The following is a 14292-nucleotide window of genomic DNA, read 5'->3' as shown; positions in this document are numbered from 1 at the left end:
CGTTATTCGGCTCGGGCTCGCACGTGGATCGCGGCGAACGGCTCATTCTGCACCAGCTCGACCAAGGATTCCTTGACCAGTTCAAGAATCGCCATAAAGGTCACCACCACGCCCAGCCTGCCCTCTTCGGCGGTGAACAGCTCGACGAACGGCACAAAGCCGCCGCCCTTGAGCCGCTCCAGCACATCGCTCATGCGCTCGCGGGTGGACAATGCCTCGCGGCTGACCTGATGGCTTTCAAACATATCGCCACGGCGCAGTACTTCGGCCATGCACATCAAAATCTCTTCCAGCGCGACATCCGGCAACAGCTTGCGCGCTCGGGCTTCCGGGGCGTCGAGCTTGGGCACGACGACATCGCGACCGACCCGGCTCAAGCCGTCGATGCCTTCAGCAGCAGCCTTGAAACGCTCGTATTCCTGCAAGCGGCGGATCAGTTCGGCGCGCGGATCGTCTTCTTCGTCTTCGACGGTTTCGGCGCGGGGCAGGAGCATGCGCGACTTGATCTCGGCGAGCATCGCGGCCATCACCAGATACTCGGCGGCGAGTTCCAGGCGCACCGACTGCATCAACTCGACATAGCCCATGTACTGACGGGTAATTTCCGCCACCGGGATGTCGAGGATGTTGATGTTCTGTTTGCGGATCAGGTACAGCAGCAGGTCGAGCGGGCCCTCAAAGGCCTCCAGAAAGACTTCCAGCGCATCCGGCGGGATGTACAGGTCCAGCGGCATTTCCATGACCGCCTGGCCATAGACCATGGCAAACGGCAGCTCTTGCTGAGCGCCGGCCTGGGGATCGACAACGGTTTCCACTGCGGACATTCAGGCCTCGACCATGAACGGCGTCGGATCGCCGCAACCAACGCGCACCACTTCCGGGTCGTCGCCGGTCAGGTCGATCACGGTGGAGGCTTTGATGCCGCCGAAACCGCCGTCGACGATCAAGTCCACTTGGTGCTCGAGCAACTGGCGCATTTCGTAGGGATCGCTGAGCGGATCTTCATCGCCGGGCATGATCAGGGTCACGCTCATCAGCGGCTCGCCGAGTTCGGCCAGCAGCGCCAGCGCGATCGGATGGCTTGGCACGCGCAGGCCGATGGTGCGCTTCTTCGGATGCAGCAGCAGCCGAGGCACTTCGCGGGTGGCGTTGAGAATGAACGTGTACGGCCCCGGCAGGTGCGCCTTGAGAATGCGGAAGGTGCCGGTGTCGATCTTGGCGTAGTTGCCCAGCTGCGACAGATCGCTGCAGATCAGCGCGAAGTTGTGCTTTTCATCGAGCTGACGCAGTCGTCGCACGCGCTCAATGGCCGTCTTGTCGCCGATCTGGCAACCGATCGCATATGAAGAGTCTGTGGGATAAACCACTACCCCGCCTTTGCGGATGATCTCGACCGCCTGTTTGATCAGGCGCGCTTGCGGGTTTTCCGGATGTATCTGGAAAAATTGACTCACATTCTCTACCTGTTCAGACGGCGGCAATATCTGTGTCATGTTTGAACCGACACCACAGGGGTGGAAGGTCCTCGGGAACCGGCCGGTACTGGCCGATCTCGGACCAGCCGCCAGGGCCATGGAAGTCACTGCCGGCGCTGACCAGCAGACCGAACTCACGGGCAAGGATTGCCAGGCTGCCGACCTGTTCCGCAGGCTGATGGCCATTGACCACCTCGATTGCATGCCCGCCTGCTTGAATATAGTCGGCAATCAGCTTTCGGCGCTTGCTGCGGGTGAAATCGTAGTGCCACGGATGCGCCAGGCTGACCCAGGCATTGGCGGCGCGCAGTGTGCCGACGGTGTCTTCCAGGGTCGGCCAGTGCAACTTGACGTCACCCAGCTTGCCGGCGCCAAGCCATTTGCGAAAGGCCTCGGCGCGATCCTTTACAAACCCTTCACGCACCATCCAGTCGGCAAAATGCGGACGGGCCGGGGCGTTGCCGCTGTCGCCCAGTTCCTGCTGGATTTTCCGCGCGCCGTCGAGGGCGCCGGGCATGCCTTTGAGGGCGAGCTTGCGGCTTATTTCTTCCGACCGCAGCCAGCGCCCATCGTGCAATTTGGCGATCGCCTCGACCAACGGTGCGGCGTTGACGTCGAAACCGTAGCCCAAGACATGAATGGTCGCGCCGCCCCAAGTGCAGGACAACTCGACGCCGTTGACCAGTTGCATACCCAATTCATTGGCGGCCGTACGCGCTTCGGCGAGACCTTCGAGGGTGTCGTGGTCGGTCAACGCCAGGACTCGCACGCCGTTCTCGAACGCACGCGCAACCAGAACCGCAGGCGCCAGGGCGCCATCGGAGGCCGTGCTATGGCAGTGCAAATCAACATTCACGGGGAGTTGTAACCTCAAATCAGCTGGCGCTATCGCGCGCCCATATGTTTGTTATTATGCCGCCACATCCAGCTTCTGGCTCTCACTGTGAAACAATTCATCGATTTCATCCCGCTTCTGCTGTTCTTCATCGTTTACAAACTTGATCCACGGGTCGTCGACATCGCTGGCCATGAAGTGACTGTAGGCGGTATTTACAGCGCCACGGCGATGCTGATCATCAGTTCCCTGGTGGTGTACGGCGCGTTGTTCATCAAACAGCGCAAGCTGGAAAAGAGCCAATGGCTGACCCTGATCGCCTGCCTGGTGTTCGGCAGCCTGACGCTGGCGTTCCACAGCGAAACCTTCCTCAAGTGGAAGGCGCCGGTGGTCAACTGGCTGTTCGCCGTCGCGTTCATCGGCAGCCACTTCATCGGTGACCGCCTGCTGATCAAACGCATCATGGGCCACGCGCTGACCCTGCCGGATCCGGTCTGGACCCGCCTGAACATCGCCTGGATCGCCTTTTTCCTGTTCTGCGGCGCTGCCAACCTGTTCGTCGCCTTCACCTTCCAGAGCTACTGGGTGGACTTCAAGGTGTTCGGCAGCCTGGGCATGACTCTGGTGTTCCTGGTCGCACAGGGCATTTACCTGTCGCGCCACCTGCACGATGCCGATACCACAACAACACCAAAAACCGAGGACTGACATGCTCTACGCTATCATTGCCACCGACGTCGCCAATTCGCTGGAAGCGCGCCTGGCCGCACGCCCTGCGCATCTGGAACGCCTGCAAGCGCTCAAGGGCGAAGGCCGCATCGTATTGGCCGGCCCACACCCGGCCGTCGACAGCAATGATCCGGGCGCAGCGGGTTTCACCGGCAGCCTGATCGTCGCCGAATTCGATTCGCTGAGCGCCGCGCAAGCCTGGGCTGACGCCGATCCGTACATTGCCGCCGGCGTCTACGCCAACGTGATCGTCAAGCCGTTCAAGCAAGTCCTGCCTTGAAAGTCCGGTGATGAGGGGATTTCTCCCCTCATCACCCGCGACATTACGCCTGGCAATGAACCTTCCTGGTTCTTGCTGCTCTCAATCGCTCATTATTCTCGTTTGCCTGCCGACAACCTGCCCAATATCCATTTGGAAGCAGGTGTTGCGATGCGCAAGGGTCCGTTGTGTCTGATGTTGGTCACGTTGTCGATCATGGCGCCCGCCCATGGTGAGGAAACCACCGAAGGCGGCAGCTCCACGCCATTGTCGTTAAGCGCCGGCAGCCAGATCACCGAGTTGCAGCAGCGCCTCAAGGCGAGCGAGCAGCAACGGGAAGAATTGAACAAACAACTGCAAAATGCCGACAACACCCGCGAAAGTGCCCAGCTTGCCCGGTTGCGCCAAGAGAACCAGCGCTTGAAGCTGCAACTCAAGGAAGCCCAGGCCAGCCCGCTGCCGCGTCTGTTGACCGATCAGCAGCAGTGGTTCGTCACGGGCGCCGGAGTAGCGCTATTGGCGCTGCTCTGCGGTATCTTTGCCAGTGGAGCAAGCCGAAAACGTCGGCAATGGCTAAATTGAGTGAGTCATGAGCGAGCTGTTACTGATTGATGATGACCAGGAGTTGTGCGAACTCCTGAGTAGTTGGCTGAGCCAGGAAGGCTTCCATGTACGCGCCTGCCACGATGGCCAGAGCGCCCGCAAGGCGTTGGCCGAAACGGCCCCGGCGGCGGTGGTGCTGGACGTGATGCTGCCCGATGGCAGCGGTCTGGAACTGCTCAAGCAATTGCGCAACGACCACGCCGACTTGCCGGTGCTGATGCTCTCGGCCCGTGGTGAGCCGCTGGACCGCATCCTCGGCCTGGAACTGGGCGCCGACGATTACCTGGCCAAACCGTGCGATCCGCGCGAACTGACCGCACGCCTGCGCGCGGTGTTGCGCCGCAGTCACCCGGCGGCGGTGTCGACGCAGCTTGAGCTGGGCGACCTGAGTTTCAGCCCGGTGCGCGGCGTGGTCAGCATCGACGAGAAAGAACTGACCCTCACCGTTTCTGAAAGCCGCTTGCTCGAAGCCCTTCTCAAGCAGCCGGGCGAGCCGCTGGACAAACAGGAACTGGCGCAGATCGCCCTCGGCCGCAAGCTGACCTTGTACGACCGCAGCCTCGACATGCACGTCAGCAACCTGCGCAAAAAGATCGGCCCCCACCCGGACGGCCGCCCGCGCATCGTTGCCCTGCGCAGCCGCGGTTACTTCTATAGCCTGTAGGTTTTGTCAGGTCAGCGCTTGAGCGTCTTTACCGAAGCTTTACGCAGCGCTGACCGCCGCTGACCTTGATCTCCGTAATCTGAACTCATCCGGAACGTACCGGGAACGAGACAAGGAGATACACCATGCGCAAGACTCTTATCGCTCTGATGTTCGCTGCCGCTCTGCCAACCGTCGCCATGGCCATGCCGCAAGACGGCGGCCCGATGGGTGGCCCGCTTGACGGCCCACGCCACGGCGGTCAGATGCACAGCATGCACGGCAAAGGCCCGTACAGCCAACTCGACCTGTCCCGCGAACAGCGCGAGCAGATCCGCAAGATCATGGGCGAGCAGATGCACGAGCGTAAGCAAGTGGTCGACAAGTACCTGGAAAAACTCTCGCCGGCTGACCAGAAAGCCATGAAGGACGAGATGGCGGCCAACCACAAGAAAGCCGAGACCGATGTTCGTGCGGTGCTGAAACCGGATCAACAGAAGAAATTCGACGAGATCCAGAAGAAACAGGCCGAGCGTCGCGCCGAATGGGCCGAGTTCAAGGCGTGGAAAGCGCAACAGGCGCAAAAGACGCAATAATGATCTAACTTCAGGCCCGACGGCTCACCCCGCCGGGCCTGTTTTCACCCGTTCAACTGTGGGAGCGAGCTTGCTCGCGAATGCGGTGTATCAGACGCAGAAATGTTGACTGACACACCGCTTTCGCGAGCAAGCTCGCTCCCACATGGGTTTTGCATTGTTCTGAGGATTTTCTGTGCGTTCATTGTTCTGGCGTATTCTCGCGAGCTTCTGGCTGGCCATCGCGCTGGTGGCCGGGTTGTCCATTCTGCTCGGGCATATGCTCAATCAGGACGCGTGGATCCTCAGCCGTCACCCGGGCCTCAACACCCTCGCCAGTGAGTGGACACAAACCTACGAAGCACAAGGCGAAGAAGCCGCCCAGGACATCCTCGAACAGCGCAAACGCCAATATCACATCGACGTTCAGGTGCTCAACGAAAGCGGCGACCCGGTGGTACGCGGGACCTTCCCGCGTCGCGCCGCCGCCTTCGAAGCACGCCAGAACAACGATGACCGACGCCTGCCATGGCGTCGCCTCACCGACGAATTCACCAGTGAAAAAACCGGTGACACCTACCTGTTCATCTATCGCATCCCGCACCCGGAACTCGACGCCTGGCACCGCGAAAGTCTGCTTTGGCCATTGAGTGCGTTGGGTATCGCGCTGGTGGTACTGACTCTGTTCAGTTTGCTGGTGACCTTCTCCATCACCCGCCCGCTCAGCCGTTTACGCGGCGCGGTGCATGACCTGGGGCAGACGACTTATCAGCAAAACAGCCTGGCCAAACTGGCCAACCGTCGTGATGAGTTCGGCGTACTCGCCACCGATTTCAACCGCATGGGTGCGCGCCTGCAAAGCCTGATCGGTAGCCAGCGCCAGTTGCTGCGCGACGTGTCTCACGAATTGCGCTCGCCGCTGGCGCGGCTGCGAATTGCCTTGGCACTGGCCGAACGGGCCAACCCTCAAGAACGCGAGAAACTCTGGCCACGACTGACCCGCGAGTGCGATCGGCTGGAAGCGTTGATCAGTGAAATTCTGGTGCTGGCGCGGGTCGATGCCGACAACGCCAGTGCCGAAGACGTGGATTTGAATGCGTTGCTCGGCACGTTGCAGAAGGACGCGAAGCTGGGATCGCCCGAGCAGATCGTGCGCCTTGATGCCGAACCGCAGTTGAACCTGAAGGGCTGGCCGACCATGATCGAGCGTGCCGTCGATAACCTGCTGCGCAATGCCCAGCGCTTCAACCCGGAAGGTCAGGCGATTGAAATGCAGGCGTCGCGTCAGGGCGAAAAAATTGTCGTGAGTGTGCGTGACCATGGGCCGGGGGTGCAGGCCGAACATTTGAGCCAGTTGGGCGAGCCGTTTTACCGGGCGCCGGGGCAGACGGCGGCAGGGCATGGCTTGGGGCTGGCGATTGCGCGGCGTGCGGCGGAACGCCATGGCGGGAGTTTGACGCTGGCCAATCATCCACAGGGTGGGTTTATTGCCAGTCTGGAATTGCCGTTGGTGCCGGGAGCGGTGGTGCAACCCTGAGAGCCGCCCTCACCCCAGCCCTCTCCCGGAGGGAGAGGGGGCCGACCGCGATGTCTTGCGTCATACATCGACCTGAAAAACCGAGTCGATTATGGACTCTGAACCCGTAATCAACTCTGTATTCGACTTAAACCGAAATCGATTATGGATTCATTGCAGATCGCTCAAGTCGGCGTACCTCTACAGCATCCCCCAATCAGTCCCCTCTCCCTCTGGGAGAGGGCTAGGGTGAGGGGCTTTTGATCTTCAGCCCTTACCGGGCCAGGCGCTGACAAACTCAGCCAGATCAACCTTCTCCGCCACACGCGGCTCTTTCTGCGGCGTCCCAAGGTAGAGAAACGCAATTACCTCCTCACCTTCCGCCAAGCCCAAGCCTTGCGCCACATGCTTCGAATAAGCCAAATCCCCCGTACGCCACACCGCGCCAATTCCCTGCGCATACGCCGCCAGCAAAATCCCGTGCGCCGCACACCCGGCCGCGAGCAACTGCTCGGCCTTCGGATATTTAACGTGCTCCTGTAATTTAGCGATCACCACAACCACCAGCGGTGCGCGCAGCGGGCCGTTGCGGGCCTTGTCGATCATCGCTTCGGTGACTTCGCCTTCCTGCATCTGTGCTGCCTCAGCCAGCAACTCGCCCATCTGCTCGCGCGCTGCGCCTTCGACGGTCAGGAAGCGATACGGCTGCAAATGCCCATGATCCGGCGCGCGCAACGCTGCGCCAAACAGAGCTTCGCGCTGCTCGGCAGTGGGGGCCGGTTCGACCAGTCGTGGAACGGAAACACGGTTGAGCAACGCGTCGAGAGCCTGCATCGGCCACCTCCTGAAAAATATGTGCGGCTATTCTAGCTTTATCTGCCAACAGGATGCCGGTTTACATGCCCTGCCCCACGGGTAGAATGGCGCCCTTCCCACATCAGCCCGAGCGGACTTCATGGCGTTGCCGACCTTACGGATCATTGGTTTCATCATCGGCATCTTCCTGATCACCCTGGCCGTGGCCATGGTCGTGCCCATGGCGACCCTGGTGATTTTCGAACGCACCGGCGATCTGCCGTCGTTCCTCTGGGCGAGCATGATCACCTTCGTCGCCGGCCTCGCGCTGGTGATTCCCGGGCGCCCGGAACACATTCACCTACGCCCGCGTGACATGTATCTGCTGACCGTCAGCAGTTGGCTGGTGGTGTGCATTTTTGCCGCGCTGCCGTTTCTGCTGACCCAGCACATCAGCTACACCGATTCGTTTTTCGAAAGCATGTCCGGCATCACCGCGACCGGCTCGACCGTGCTCAACGGTCTGGACAACATGTCACCGGGCATTCTGATGTGGCGCTCGTTGTTGCACTGGATCGGCGGCATCGGCTTTATCGGTATGGCGGTGGCGATTCTGCCGCTTCTGCGCATCGGTGGCATGCGCCTGTTCCAGACCGAATCCTCGGACCGTTCGGAAAAGGTCATGCCGCGCTCGCACATGGTGGCGCGGCTGATCGTTGCCGCGTATGTCGGCATCACCATCCTCGGCAGCCTGGCGTTCTGGTGGGCCGGAATGAGCCCGTTCGACGCGATCAACCACGCAATGTCGGCGATTTCCACCGGCGGGTTCTCGACCTCCGACCAATCCCTGGCCAAGTGGACGCAACCGGCGGTGCACTGGGTCGCGGTGGTCATCATGATTCTCGGCAGCCTGCCGTTCACCCTGTACGTGGCGACCTTGCGCGGCAATCGCAAGGCGCTGATCAAGGATCAGCAGGTGCAGGGTTTGCTCGGAATGTTGTTGGTGACCTGGCTGGTGCTCGGCACCTGGTACTGGTGGACGACCAACCTGCATTGGCTGGATGCCCTGCGCCACGTGGCGCTGAACGTGACGTCGGTGGTCACCACCACCGGCTTCGCCCTCGGCGACTACAGCCTGTGGGGCAACTTCTCGCTGATGCTGTTTTTCTATCTGGGCTTTGTCGGTGGCTGTTCCGGTTCGACAGCGGGCGGGATCAAGATTTTCCGTTTTCAGGTCGCCTATATCCTGCTCAAGGCCAACCTTAATCAGCTGATTCACCCACGTGCAGTGATCAAGCAGAAGTACAACGGTCACCGCCTCGACGAAGAAATCGTGCGCTCGATTCTGACCTTTTCGTTCTTCTTCGCCATCACCATCTGCGTGATCGCCCTGCTGCTGTCGCTGCTTGGCGTTGACTGGATGACCGCGTTGACCGGCGCCGCCAGCACCGTGTCCGGCGTCGGCCCGGGGCTGGGCGAAACCATCGGCCCGGCGGGCAACTTCGCCACCCTGCCCGATGCGGCCAAATGGATTCTGTCGTTCGGCATGTTGCTCGGCCGACTGGAGATCATTACGGTGTTTGTGCTGTGTATTCCGGCCTTTTGGCGTCACTGATCGCGTTCGGCGCCTGCAACAACCGCGTCCGGTAGTCACCGGGCGTGGTGTCGAACCAACGTCGGAACGCGCGAAAGAAGTTACTCGGGTCGGCAAAACCCAACAGATAAGCGATTTCCAGCAAGGTCATGCTCGGCTGCGCCAGATACTGCTCGGCCAGCTCTCGACGGGTGTCATCGAGCAGTTGCTGAAAACTCGTGCCCTCCTCCTGCAAGCGGCGCTGCAAGGTACGCTGCGATAGATGCAGGGTCTGCGCCACGGTATCGCGCTTCGGCTCGCCTTGTGGCAGCAAACGGCACAACACCTGTCGCGCCTTGTGGGTCACGCGGCTTTCGGAAAAACGCGCCAGATATTCCCCGGCAAAGCGGTCGTGCAGCAGCGCCATGGCTTCGTTGGCGGTGGGCAGCGGCGCTTCCATATCAGCCCGTTCAAAAATCAACGCATCGTACGGAGCGTTGAATACCAACGGCGCGTGGAAAGCTTGTTTGTACGGTTCAAGGTTATCCGGCTGATCACCCTGCACCAGCACTTTGACCGGATGCAGCGTACGCCCGCTCAGCCAGCCGCACAGGCCCAGCGCACAGGCCAGCGAGGCTTCTGCACTTTGCCGGGTCGGCGGCAGATGGTCACCGTGTACGGTCAGAATCAGCGCGTAACCTTCTTCCAGCAGACGGAAGCTCAGGTCGGCGCTTTCGGCGATAATCCGCTGATAGCGCACCAGTCGCTGGAAGCCTTCGGCCAGGGTATTGCTCGACATCAATGCGTAGCCGGCGACATGAAACGACGCCGGTCGCACCACTTTGCCCATGTTCAGACCGATCGCCGGATTACCGGACAACTCGACCGCCCGTTGCCAAAGGCGGGTCATGGAATCTTGCGGGAAGCGCGCATCCGGATCATCCAGAGCCGTGTAATCAAGCCCCAGTTGCTTGAACAGAACCCGGCAATCCAGGCCGTCCATCTCCAATGCTTTGACAATCCCCATCGCCCAGCTTGCAGAAGTCGTTCGTTCGCTCATGGCGTTTTTCTTTTACATGAGGGGCCGCATGTTACGGCCTGATTTGCGAAGGATACTAAAGTGGCGCCGATTGTCACTGGCCCACGCCAATGATCACTCTAGACTCAAATAAGCTACCCGCAGAACAACTCGTCGCCAGAACAATAACCACAGAGAACGCGGTCGTGGACAACATCAAGCATTTCAACAGCTTCGCTGAGTTCTATCCGTATTACCTCAGCGAACACAGCAACAGCACCTGCCGGCGCCTGCATTTCATCGGCACCACGCTGGTGATTTTCATTCTGGCGATGACCATCGCCAAGGGCGCCTGGCTGCTGCTATTGGTCTTGCCGCTGGCCGGTTACAGCTTTGCCTGGGTCGGGCACTTCTTCTTTGAAAAGAACCGCCCGGCGACTTTCCAGCATCCGCTGTACAGCCTGCTCGGCGACTTCGTCATGTATCGCGACATGATTCTGGGTCGCGTGGCGTTCTGAATGAGGGTCAGCCAATGAATGCCAATGCCCGCTTCACCCATATGGAGGACGGCACACAGGAAGACTGGGCGATTATCGCAGCCGACTTCAGTGCTTACGCCAAACAGTTGTCGTCACGGATCGTGACCCATCTGAAATTGCTTGAAGGCGACTTTGGTGGTTTCCCGGTGGATCGCCTGACCCATTCGCTGCAAACCGCCACCCGCGCCTTTCGTGACGGACGCGACGAGGAATATGTGGTTTGCGCATTGCTGCATGACATTGGTGACACCTTGGGCTCGTACAACCATCCGGACATTGCTGCGGCGATTCTCAAGCCGTTCGTCAGTGCCGAGAATCTGTGGATGGTCGAGAAGCACGGGGTGTTTCAGGGTTATTACTTCTTTCATCATCTGGGCATGGATCGGCATCTGCGTGAGCAGTTCAAGGAACATCCGCAGTTCCAGGCGACCGCCGAGTTTTGCGCCAAGTACGATGCGGCGGCCTTTGATCCCGCGTATGACACGTTGCCGTTGGGTTTCTTTGAGCCGATGATGGAGCGGTTGTTTGCGCAGCCGAAGAACTCGATTTACAAGGCGGCAATGGAAGAACACAGCACGGTTTGATGTTGTTTGTTCTGGCCTCATCGCTGGCAAGCCAGCTCCCACAGGGTTCTGTGGCGCTCATAAAACATGTGGGAGCTGGCTTGCCAGCGATGAGGCCCTCTAAAACACCCGAGAATCAGGCAAGTTCGGCGACTTTGGCGGCCTTCAGCTCCGCCGCTCGTGCCTGCGCATCCGCCAGCCGATACAGCTCGATCGTGCCATCCCAATGCTCGATCAACGCCGTGCACGACTCCACCCAATCGCCACAATTGAGGTAATCCACCTCCCCCACCTTGCGGATCTCGGCATGGTGAATGTGACCGCACACCACGCCATGCAACTCACGCTTCACGCATTCATGGGCAATGGCTTCTTCAAAGTCGCTGATGAAACTCACCGCGGTTTTCACCTTGTGTTTCAGGTACGCCGACAACGACCAGTAACCGTAGCCATAGCGCGCACGCCAATGGTTGAGCCAGCGATTGAGGGTCAGGGTGAATTCGTAAGCGGAATCGCCGAGGAAGGCCAGCCAGCGGTGATAACGGGTGATCACATCGAACTGATCGCCGTGAATCACCAGCAGATGGCGGCCATCGGCCGTGACATGCACCGCCTCGTCGACCAACTGAATGTTGCCCAGAATCAGCTTCGAATAACGCCGCAGGAATTCGTCATGGTTGCCGGTGACGTAGATCACTTCGGTGCCGCGCTTGCTCATGGTCAGCAAGCGGCGGATCACGTTGGTGTGCGCTTGTGGCCAGTACATACCACCGCGCAGCTTCCAGCCGTCGATGATGTCGCCGACCAGATAAATCTTGTCGGCATGGTAGCCCTTGAGAAATTGCGACAAGTGCTCGGCCTGACAGTCTCGCGTGCCCAAATGCACGTCGGAGATCCACAGGGTTCGCACCCGTTGTTTGCGACTGGGTCTGGCGAGCTCGGCGCTGGTCATGGGCAACCCTCTGCGATGTTTTCGCCACTGTGCGCCTGCCCGGTTAATCGACCATGACAAGCGCGAGTCAGTCCTGTGACAACGCATCCGGCGTGCACCGGTGTAGACTGGCGATCACTTCGGAGACAACCTGCCATGCGACCGATCCTCACCCTTCGTCAGTACACCCGCGATTTGATCGTGCACAGCCATGAGCACGCGCAATTGGTGTTTGGCTTGTCCGGCGCGCTGGATTTCGAGGTCGAAGGCTGTGGCAGTCAGGTGCGCCAGCAGAGTTTTGTGGTGATTCCGTCCGGCGCGCATCATGCCTGCGGCAGTCCCGACGGCAGCCGCTGTCTGGTGCTCGACATCCCGGAGGGGCAATGGGTAGCGGATTCACTCGGTGAACATGCCGAGGCCAGTCGCCGCTTGCTTGATCAGCCCGCACGCCTTTCGCTGGATTCCGGGCAAAGCCAGCTGGTCAGCTGGCTGGCGAACAGTCCGGTCAGCGATCCGTTGATCGCCCAGCAAGGCGCGGTGTTGCTGCTGGCCAGTCTCAATCACACGCAACCGGCCGAACTCGCCGCCCGCCGCCTGCCCTATACCGCTCTGGATGCGCATATCGAGCAAAACGCCGCTTATCCGCTGCAAGTCGCCGATCTGGCGCGCGTGGCCGGGTTGTCCAGCGCGCGCCTGCACGCACGGTTCATGGCCGAATGCGGGCAGACGCCGATGGATTACATCCGCAGTCGGCGCTTGCATCTGGCGGTGCAACTGCTGCGCGACACGATTTTGCCAATGGGTGAAATTGCCTGTCGCGTCGGCTACAGCTCGCAGAGTGCCTTCTCGGCCGCCGTCCTGCGTGAGTTCGGTTCGTCACCCGGCCAGCTTCGGCGCGATTCCGGCGACAAAAGACGATAGCCTGCCGACAGACTTGGAGACCGTTACACGGTTCAATGGACCTGTGAAATTGAACCTGGAAAAAGGATTGCAATGACTCCGCGTACCGCCCTCGGCGCCCTGCATATCGGTGCTTTGATGTTTGGCCTGACCGGCGTGTTCGGCAAACTCGCTGCTGCCTCCCCTGCCGTGATTGTTTTCGGCCGCGCGGCTTTTGCTGTGCTCGCCCTGGCTTTTTTTGCCCGATTCGCCAGCCAGCACGGCTGGCAGAGACTTCAGGCCGTGGACTGGCGCCGCCTCGCCCTCAGTGGCGTGTTGCTGGCCGGGCACTGGGTGAGTTTTTTCGTTTCGGTGAAGATTGCCGGCGTGGCGATCGCAACGTTGGGTTTTGCCAGTTTCCCGGCGTTTACGGTGATTCTTGAAGGGCTGATCTTCCGCGAGCGCATCCGCGCCAACGAGATCATCCTCGTCGTGTTGGTCACAGTCGGTCTGGTGCTGGTGACGCCGGCCTTCGATCTGGCCAGCGGCGCAACCACCGGCCTGCTCTGGGCGGTGTTGTCGGGCCTGCTGTTTTCCTTGCTGTCGCTGACCAATCGCGCCAGCTCCGGGCGCATCCCGGCAGTGCAGGCAGCGTTGTGTCAAAACGTGGTGGTGGCACTGTGTCTACTGCCAGTCGCGGCGCCGCAGCTCAGCGAGGTCCGCGCATTGGACTGGCTGTGGATTGCGCTGCTCGGGGTGTTCTGTACCGGCGTCGCCCACAGCCTGTTCGTCGCCAGTCTGGCAGTGATCAAGGCACGCACGGCAGCGGTGGTGTTTGCCATGGAGCCGGTTTACGGCATCACCATCGCCTGGCTGCTTTTCAACGAAAACCCGACGCTACGGATGTTGATGGGCGGCGCGTTGATCATTGTCGCCATCGTCGTGTCAGCACGGATGTCCGGCAATGCCGACAAGAAAACCGTCGCCGCTGAGGCCGCGTCTCACTGAGTGCGGTCGTTGTGACCTAGATCGCGATCAGGATCGATCTGGTCGCGAACCCGCTGTTTCAATACCTTGGCCTCGGGAAACCCACCGTCAGCCTTGCGTTCCCAGATCTGCACGCCGGCGCAAGTGATGTGAAATATGCCGCCGGTGCCCGGCACCAGCGAGACTTTGCCGAGATCGTCGGCAAAGGTGCTGAGCAGTTCCTGCGCCAGCCACGCGGCGCGCAGCAGCCACTGGCATTGGGTGCAATAGGTGATGACAACTTCTGCTTTTGCGACAGTCATGTTCGCTGAAACTCCTGAGACAGAGGGCGCCGCTATAATAGCCGGCTTTATCGCTTGCCCCGAGACTCAC

General features: G+C 60.4%; 18 protein-coding genes. 11 read left to right on the top strand and 7 right to left on the bottom strand.

Annotated features, from left to right (window positions below; genetic code table 11):
- Positions 1 to 2: 2 nt before the first annotated feature.
- From ACZ0A4_RS02650 to ACZ0A4_RS02640, 3 genes are all read right to left on the bottom strand, one after another.
- On the bottom strand, positions 3 to 701 hold the full coding sequence (locus ACZ0A4_RS02650) for a segregation and condensation protein A (RefSeq protein ID WP_177431432.1): 699 nt from the start codon (positions 699 to 701) through the stop codon (positions 3 to 5).
- Between the two features lie 123 nt (positions 702 to 824).
- Positions 825 to 1454: an L-threonylcarbamoyladenylate synthase gene (locus ACZ0A4_RS02645; RefSeq protein WP_038363745.1), complete on the bottom strand. Its 630-nt coding sequence runs from the start codon at positions 1452 to 1454 to the stop codon at positions 825 to 827.
- 13 nt (positions 1455 to 1467) lie between these two features.
- Positions 1468 to 2331: a PHP domain-containing protein gene (locus ACZ0A4_RS02640; protein WP_034153247.1), complete on the bottom strand. Its 864-nt coding sequence runs from the start codon at positions 2329 to 2331 to the stop codon at positions 1468 to 1470.
- A gap of 87 nt (positions 2332 to 2418) precedes the next feature.
- On the opposite strand from ACZ0A4_RS02640, the gene ACZ0A4_RS02635 reads away from it, so the two are divergent.
- From ACZ0A4_RS02635 to ACZ0A4_RS02610, 6 genes are all read left to right on the top strand, one after another.
- Positions 2419 to 3018, top strand: coding sequence for a septation protein A (locus ACZ0A4_RS02635; protein ID WP_007919675.1), 600 nt, complete (start codon positions 2419 to 2421; stop codon positions 3016 to 3018).
- A 1-nt stretch (position 3019) separates the two neighbouring features.
- On the top strand, positions 3020 to 3319 hold the full coding sequence (locus ACZ0A4_RS02630; protein ID WP_016987935.1) for a YciI family protein: 300 nt from the start codon (positions 3020 to 3022) through the stop codon (positions 3317 to 3319).
- A 150-nt stretch (positions 3320 to 3469) separates the two neighbouring features.
- Positions 3470 to 3880 carry an SH3 domain-containing protein gene (locus ACZ0A4_RS02625; protein WP_034153246.1) on the top strand — a complete coding sequence of 137 codons (411 nt, stop codon included), beginning with the start codon at positions 3470 to 3472 and terminating at the stop codon, positions 3878 to 3880.
- 7 nt (positions 3881 to 3887) lie between these two features.
- A complete protein-coding gene (locus ACZ0A4_RS02620) occupies positions 3888 to 4565 on the top strand; it encodes a response regulator transcription factor (RefSeq protein WP_095050143.1) in 678 nt (225 codons plus the stop codon).
- Positions 4566 to 4690: 125 nt separating this feature from the next.
- Positions 4691 to 5140: a Spy/CpxP family protein refolding chaperone gene (locus ACZ0A4_RS02615; protein WP_463572967.1), complete on the top strand. Its 450-nt coding sequence runs from the start codon at positions 4691 to 4693 to the stop codon at positions 5138 to 5140.
- A gap of 175 nt (positions 5141 to 5315) precedes the next feature.
- A complete protein-coding gene (locus ACZ0A4_RS02610; RefSeq protein ID WP_463572965.1) occupies positions 5316 to 6656 on the top strand; it encodes a sensor histidine kinase in 1341 nt (446 codons plus the stop codon).
- Between the two features lie 246 nt (positions 6657 to 6902).
- Here the strand turns inward: ACZ0A4_RS02610 and ACZ0A4_RS02605 are convergent, their stop codons facing one another.
- The gene (locus ACZ0A4_RS02605; RefSeq protein WP_463572964.1) at positions 6903 to 7469 is read right to left on the bottom strand and encodes a nitroreductase family protein; all 567 of its coding nucleotides are present in this window, start codon (positions 7467 to 7469) and stop codon (positions 6903 to 6905) included.
- Between the two features lie 121 nt (positions 7470 to 7590).
- Here ACZ0A4_RS02605 and ACZ0A4_RS02600 point away from each other — a divergent pair, with 121 nt between their 5' ends.
- Positions 7591 to 9045 carry a TrkH family potassium uptake protein gene (locus ACZ0A4_RS02600; protein WP_463572963.1) on the top strand — a complete coding sequence of 485 codons (1455 nt, stop codon included), beginning with the start codon at positions 7591 to 7593 and terminating at the stop codon, positions 9043 to 9045.
- Here the strand turns inward: ACZ0A4_RS02600 and ACZ0A4_RS02595 are convergent.
- Positions 9002 to 10063 carry an AraC family transcriptional regulator gene (locus ACZ0A4_RS02595; protein WP_463572962.1) on the bottom strand — a complete coding sequence of 354 codons (1062 nt, stop codon included), beginning with the start codon at positions 10061 to 10063 and terminating at the stop codon, positions 9002 to 9004. The genes ACZ0A4_RS02600 and ACZ0A4_RS02595 overlap by 44 nt on opposite strands.
- A gap of 164 nt (positions 10064 to 10227) precedes the next feature.
- On the opposite strand from ACZ0A4_RS02595, the gene ACZ0A4_RS02590 reads away from it, so the two are divergent.
- The gene (locus tag ACZ0A4_RS02590; protein ID WP_463572961.1) at positions 10228 to 10539 is read left to right on the top strand and encodes an Mpo1-like protein; all 312 of its coding nucleotides are present in this window, start codon (positions 10228 to 10230) and stop codon (positions 10537 to 10539) included.
- A 14-nt stretch (positions 10540 to 10553) separates the two neighbouring features.
- On the top strand, positions 10554 to 11144 hold the full coding sequence (locus tag ACZ0A4_RS02585; RefSeq protein WP_463572959.1) for an HD domain-containing protein: 591 nt from the start codon (positions 10554 to 10556) through the stop codon (positions 11142 to 11144).
- 115 nt (positions 11145 to 11259) lie between these two features.
- Here ACZ0A4_RS02585 and ACZ0A4_RS02580 read toward each other — a convergent pair whose 3' ends face one another.
- On the bottom strand, positions 11260 to 12075 hold the full coding sequence (locus tag ACZ0A4_RS02580; protein WP_141127189.1) for a UDP-2,3-diacylglucosamine diphosphatase: 816 nt from the start codon (positions 12073 to 12075) through the stop codon (positions 11260 to 11262).
- Between the two features lie 135 nt (positions 12076 to 12210).
- Here ACZ0A4_RS02580 and ACZ0A4_RS02575 point away from each other — a divergent pair, with 135 nt between their 5' ends.
- Positions 12211 to 12975: a helix-turn-helix transcriptional regulator gene (locus tag ACZ0A4_RS02575; RefSeq protein WP_463572957.1), complete on the top strand. Its 765-nt coding sequence runs from the start codon at positions 12211 to 12213 to the stop codon at positions 12973 to 12975.
- Positions 12976 to 13047: 72 nt separating this feature from the next.
- Positions 13048 to 13941, top strand: a complete 894-nt coding sequence (locus tag ACZ0A4_RS02570) for a DMT family transporter (RefSeq protein WP_463572956.1) — start codon at positions 13048 to 13050, stop codon at positions 13939 to 13941.
- Here the strand turns inward: ACZ0A4_RS02570 and ACZ0A4_RS02565 are convergent.
- On the bottom strand, positions 13935 to 14222 hold the full coding sequence (locus tag ACZ0A4_RS02565; RefSeq protein WP_463557246.1) for an Rdx family protein: 288 nt from the start codon (positions 14220 to 14222) through the stop codon (positions 13935 to 13937). The two genes, ACZ0A4_RS02570 and ACZ0A4_RS02565, sit on opposite strands and share 7 nt — an antisense overlap.
- Positions 14223 to 14292 lie beyond the last annotated feature (70 nt).

Source organism: Pseudomonas sp. AC172 (assembly GCF_979258595.1).
The sequence above is the reverse complement of the archived record's forward strand: the minus strand, read 5'-3'. Positions and strand labels throughout refer to the sequence as shown.

Excerpts from the sequence above, each read along its gene's own strand:
- ACZ0A4_RS02630 (WP_016987935.1), top strand. The coding sequence starts at position 3,020 with ATGCTCTACGCTATCATTGCCACCGACGTCGCCAATTCGCTGGAAGCG.
- ACZ0A4_RS02625 (WP_034153246.1), top strand. The coding sequence starts at position 3,470 with ATGCGCAAGGGTCCGTTGTGTCTGATGTTGGTCACGTTGTCGATCATG.
- ACZ0A4_RS02620 (WP_095050143.1), top strand. The coding sequence starts at position 3,888 with ATGAGCGAGCTGTTACTGATTGATGATGACCAGGAGTTGTGCGAACTC.
- ACZ0A4_RS02615 (WP_463572967.1), top strand. The coding sequence starts at position 4,691 with ATGCGCAAGACTCTTATCGCTCTGATGTTCGCTGCCGCTCTGCCAACC.
- ACZ0A4_RS02605 (WP_463572964.1), bottom strand. The coding sequence starts at position 7,469 with ATGCAGGCTCTCGACGCGTTGCTCAACCGTGTTTCCGTTCCACGACTG.
- ACZ0A4_RS02600 (WP_463572963.1), top strand. The coding sequence starts at position 7,591 with ATGGCGTTGCCGACCTTACGGATCATTGGTTTCATCATCGGCATCTTC.
- ACZ0A4_RS02595 (WP_463572962.1), bottom strand. The coding sequence starts at position 10,063 with ATGAGCGAACGAACGACTTCTGCAAGCTGGGCGATGGGGATTGTCAAA.
- ACZ0A4_RS02585 (WP_463572959.1), top strand. The coding sequence starts at position 10,554 with ATGAATGCCAATGCCCGCTTCACCCATATGGAGGACGGCACACAGGAA.
- ACZ0A4_RS02580 (WP_141127189.1), bottom strand. The coding sequence starts at position 12,075 with ATGACCAGCGCCGAGCTCGCCAGACCCAGTCGCAAACAACGGGTGCGA.
- ACZ0A4_RS02575 (WP_463572957.1), top strand. The coding sequence starts at position 12,211 with ATGCGACCGATCCTCACCCTTCGTCAGTACACCCGCGATTTGATCGTG.
- ACZ0A4_RS02570 (WP_463572956.1), top strand. The coding sequence starts at position 13,048 with ATGACTCCGCGTACCGCCCTCGGCGCCCTGCATATCGGTGCTTTGATG.
- ACZ0A4_RS02565 (WP_463557246.1), bottom strand. The coding sequence starts at position 14,222 with ATGACTGTCGCAAAAGCAGAAGTTGTCATCACCTATTGCACCCAATGC.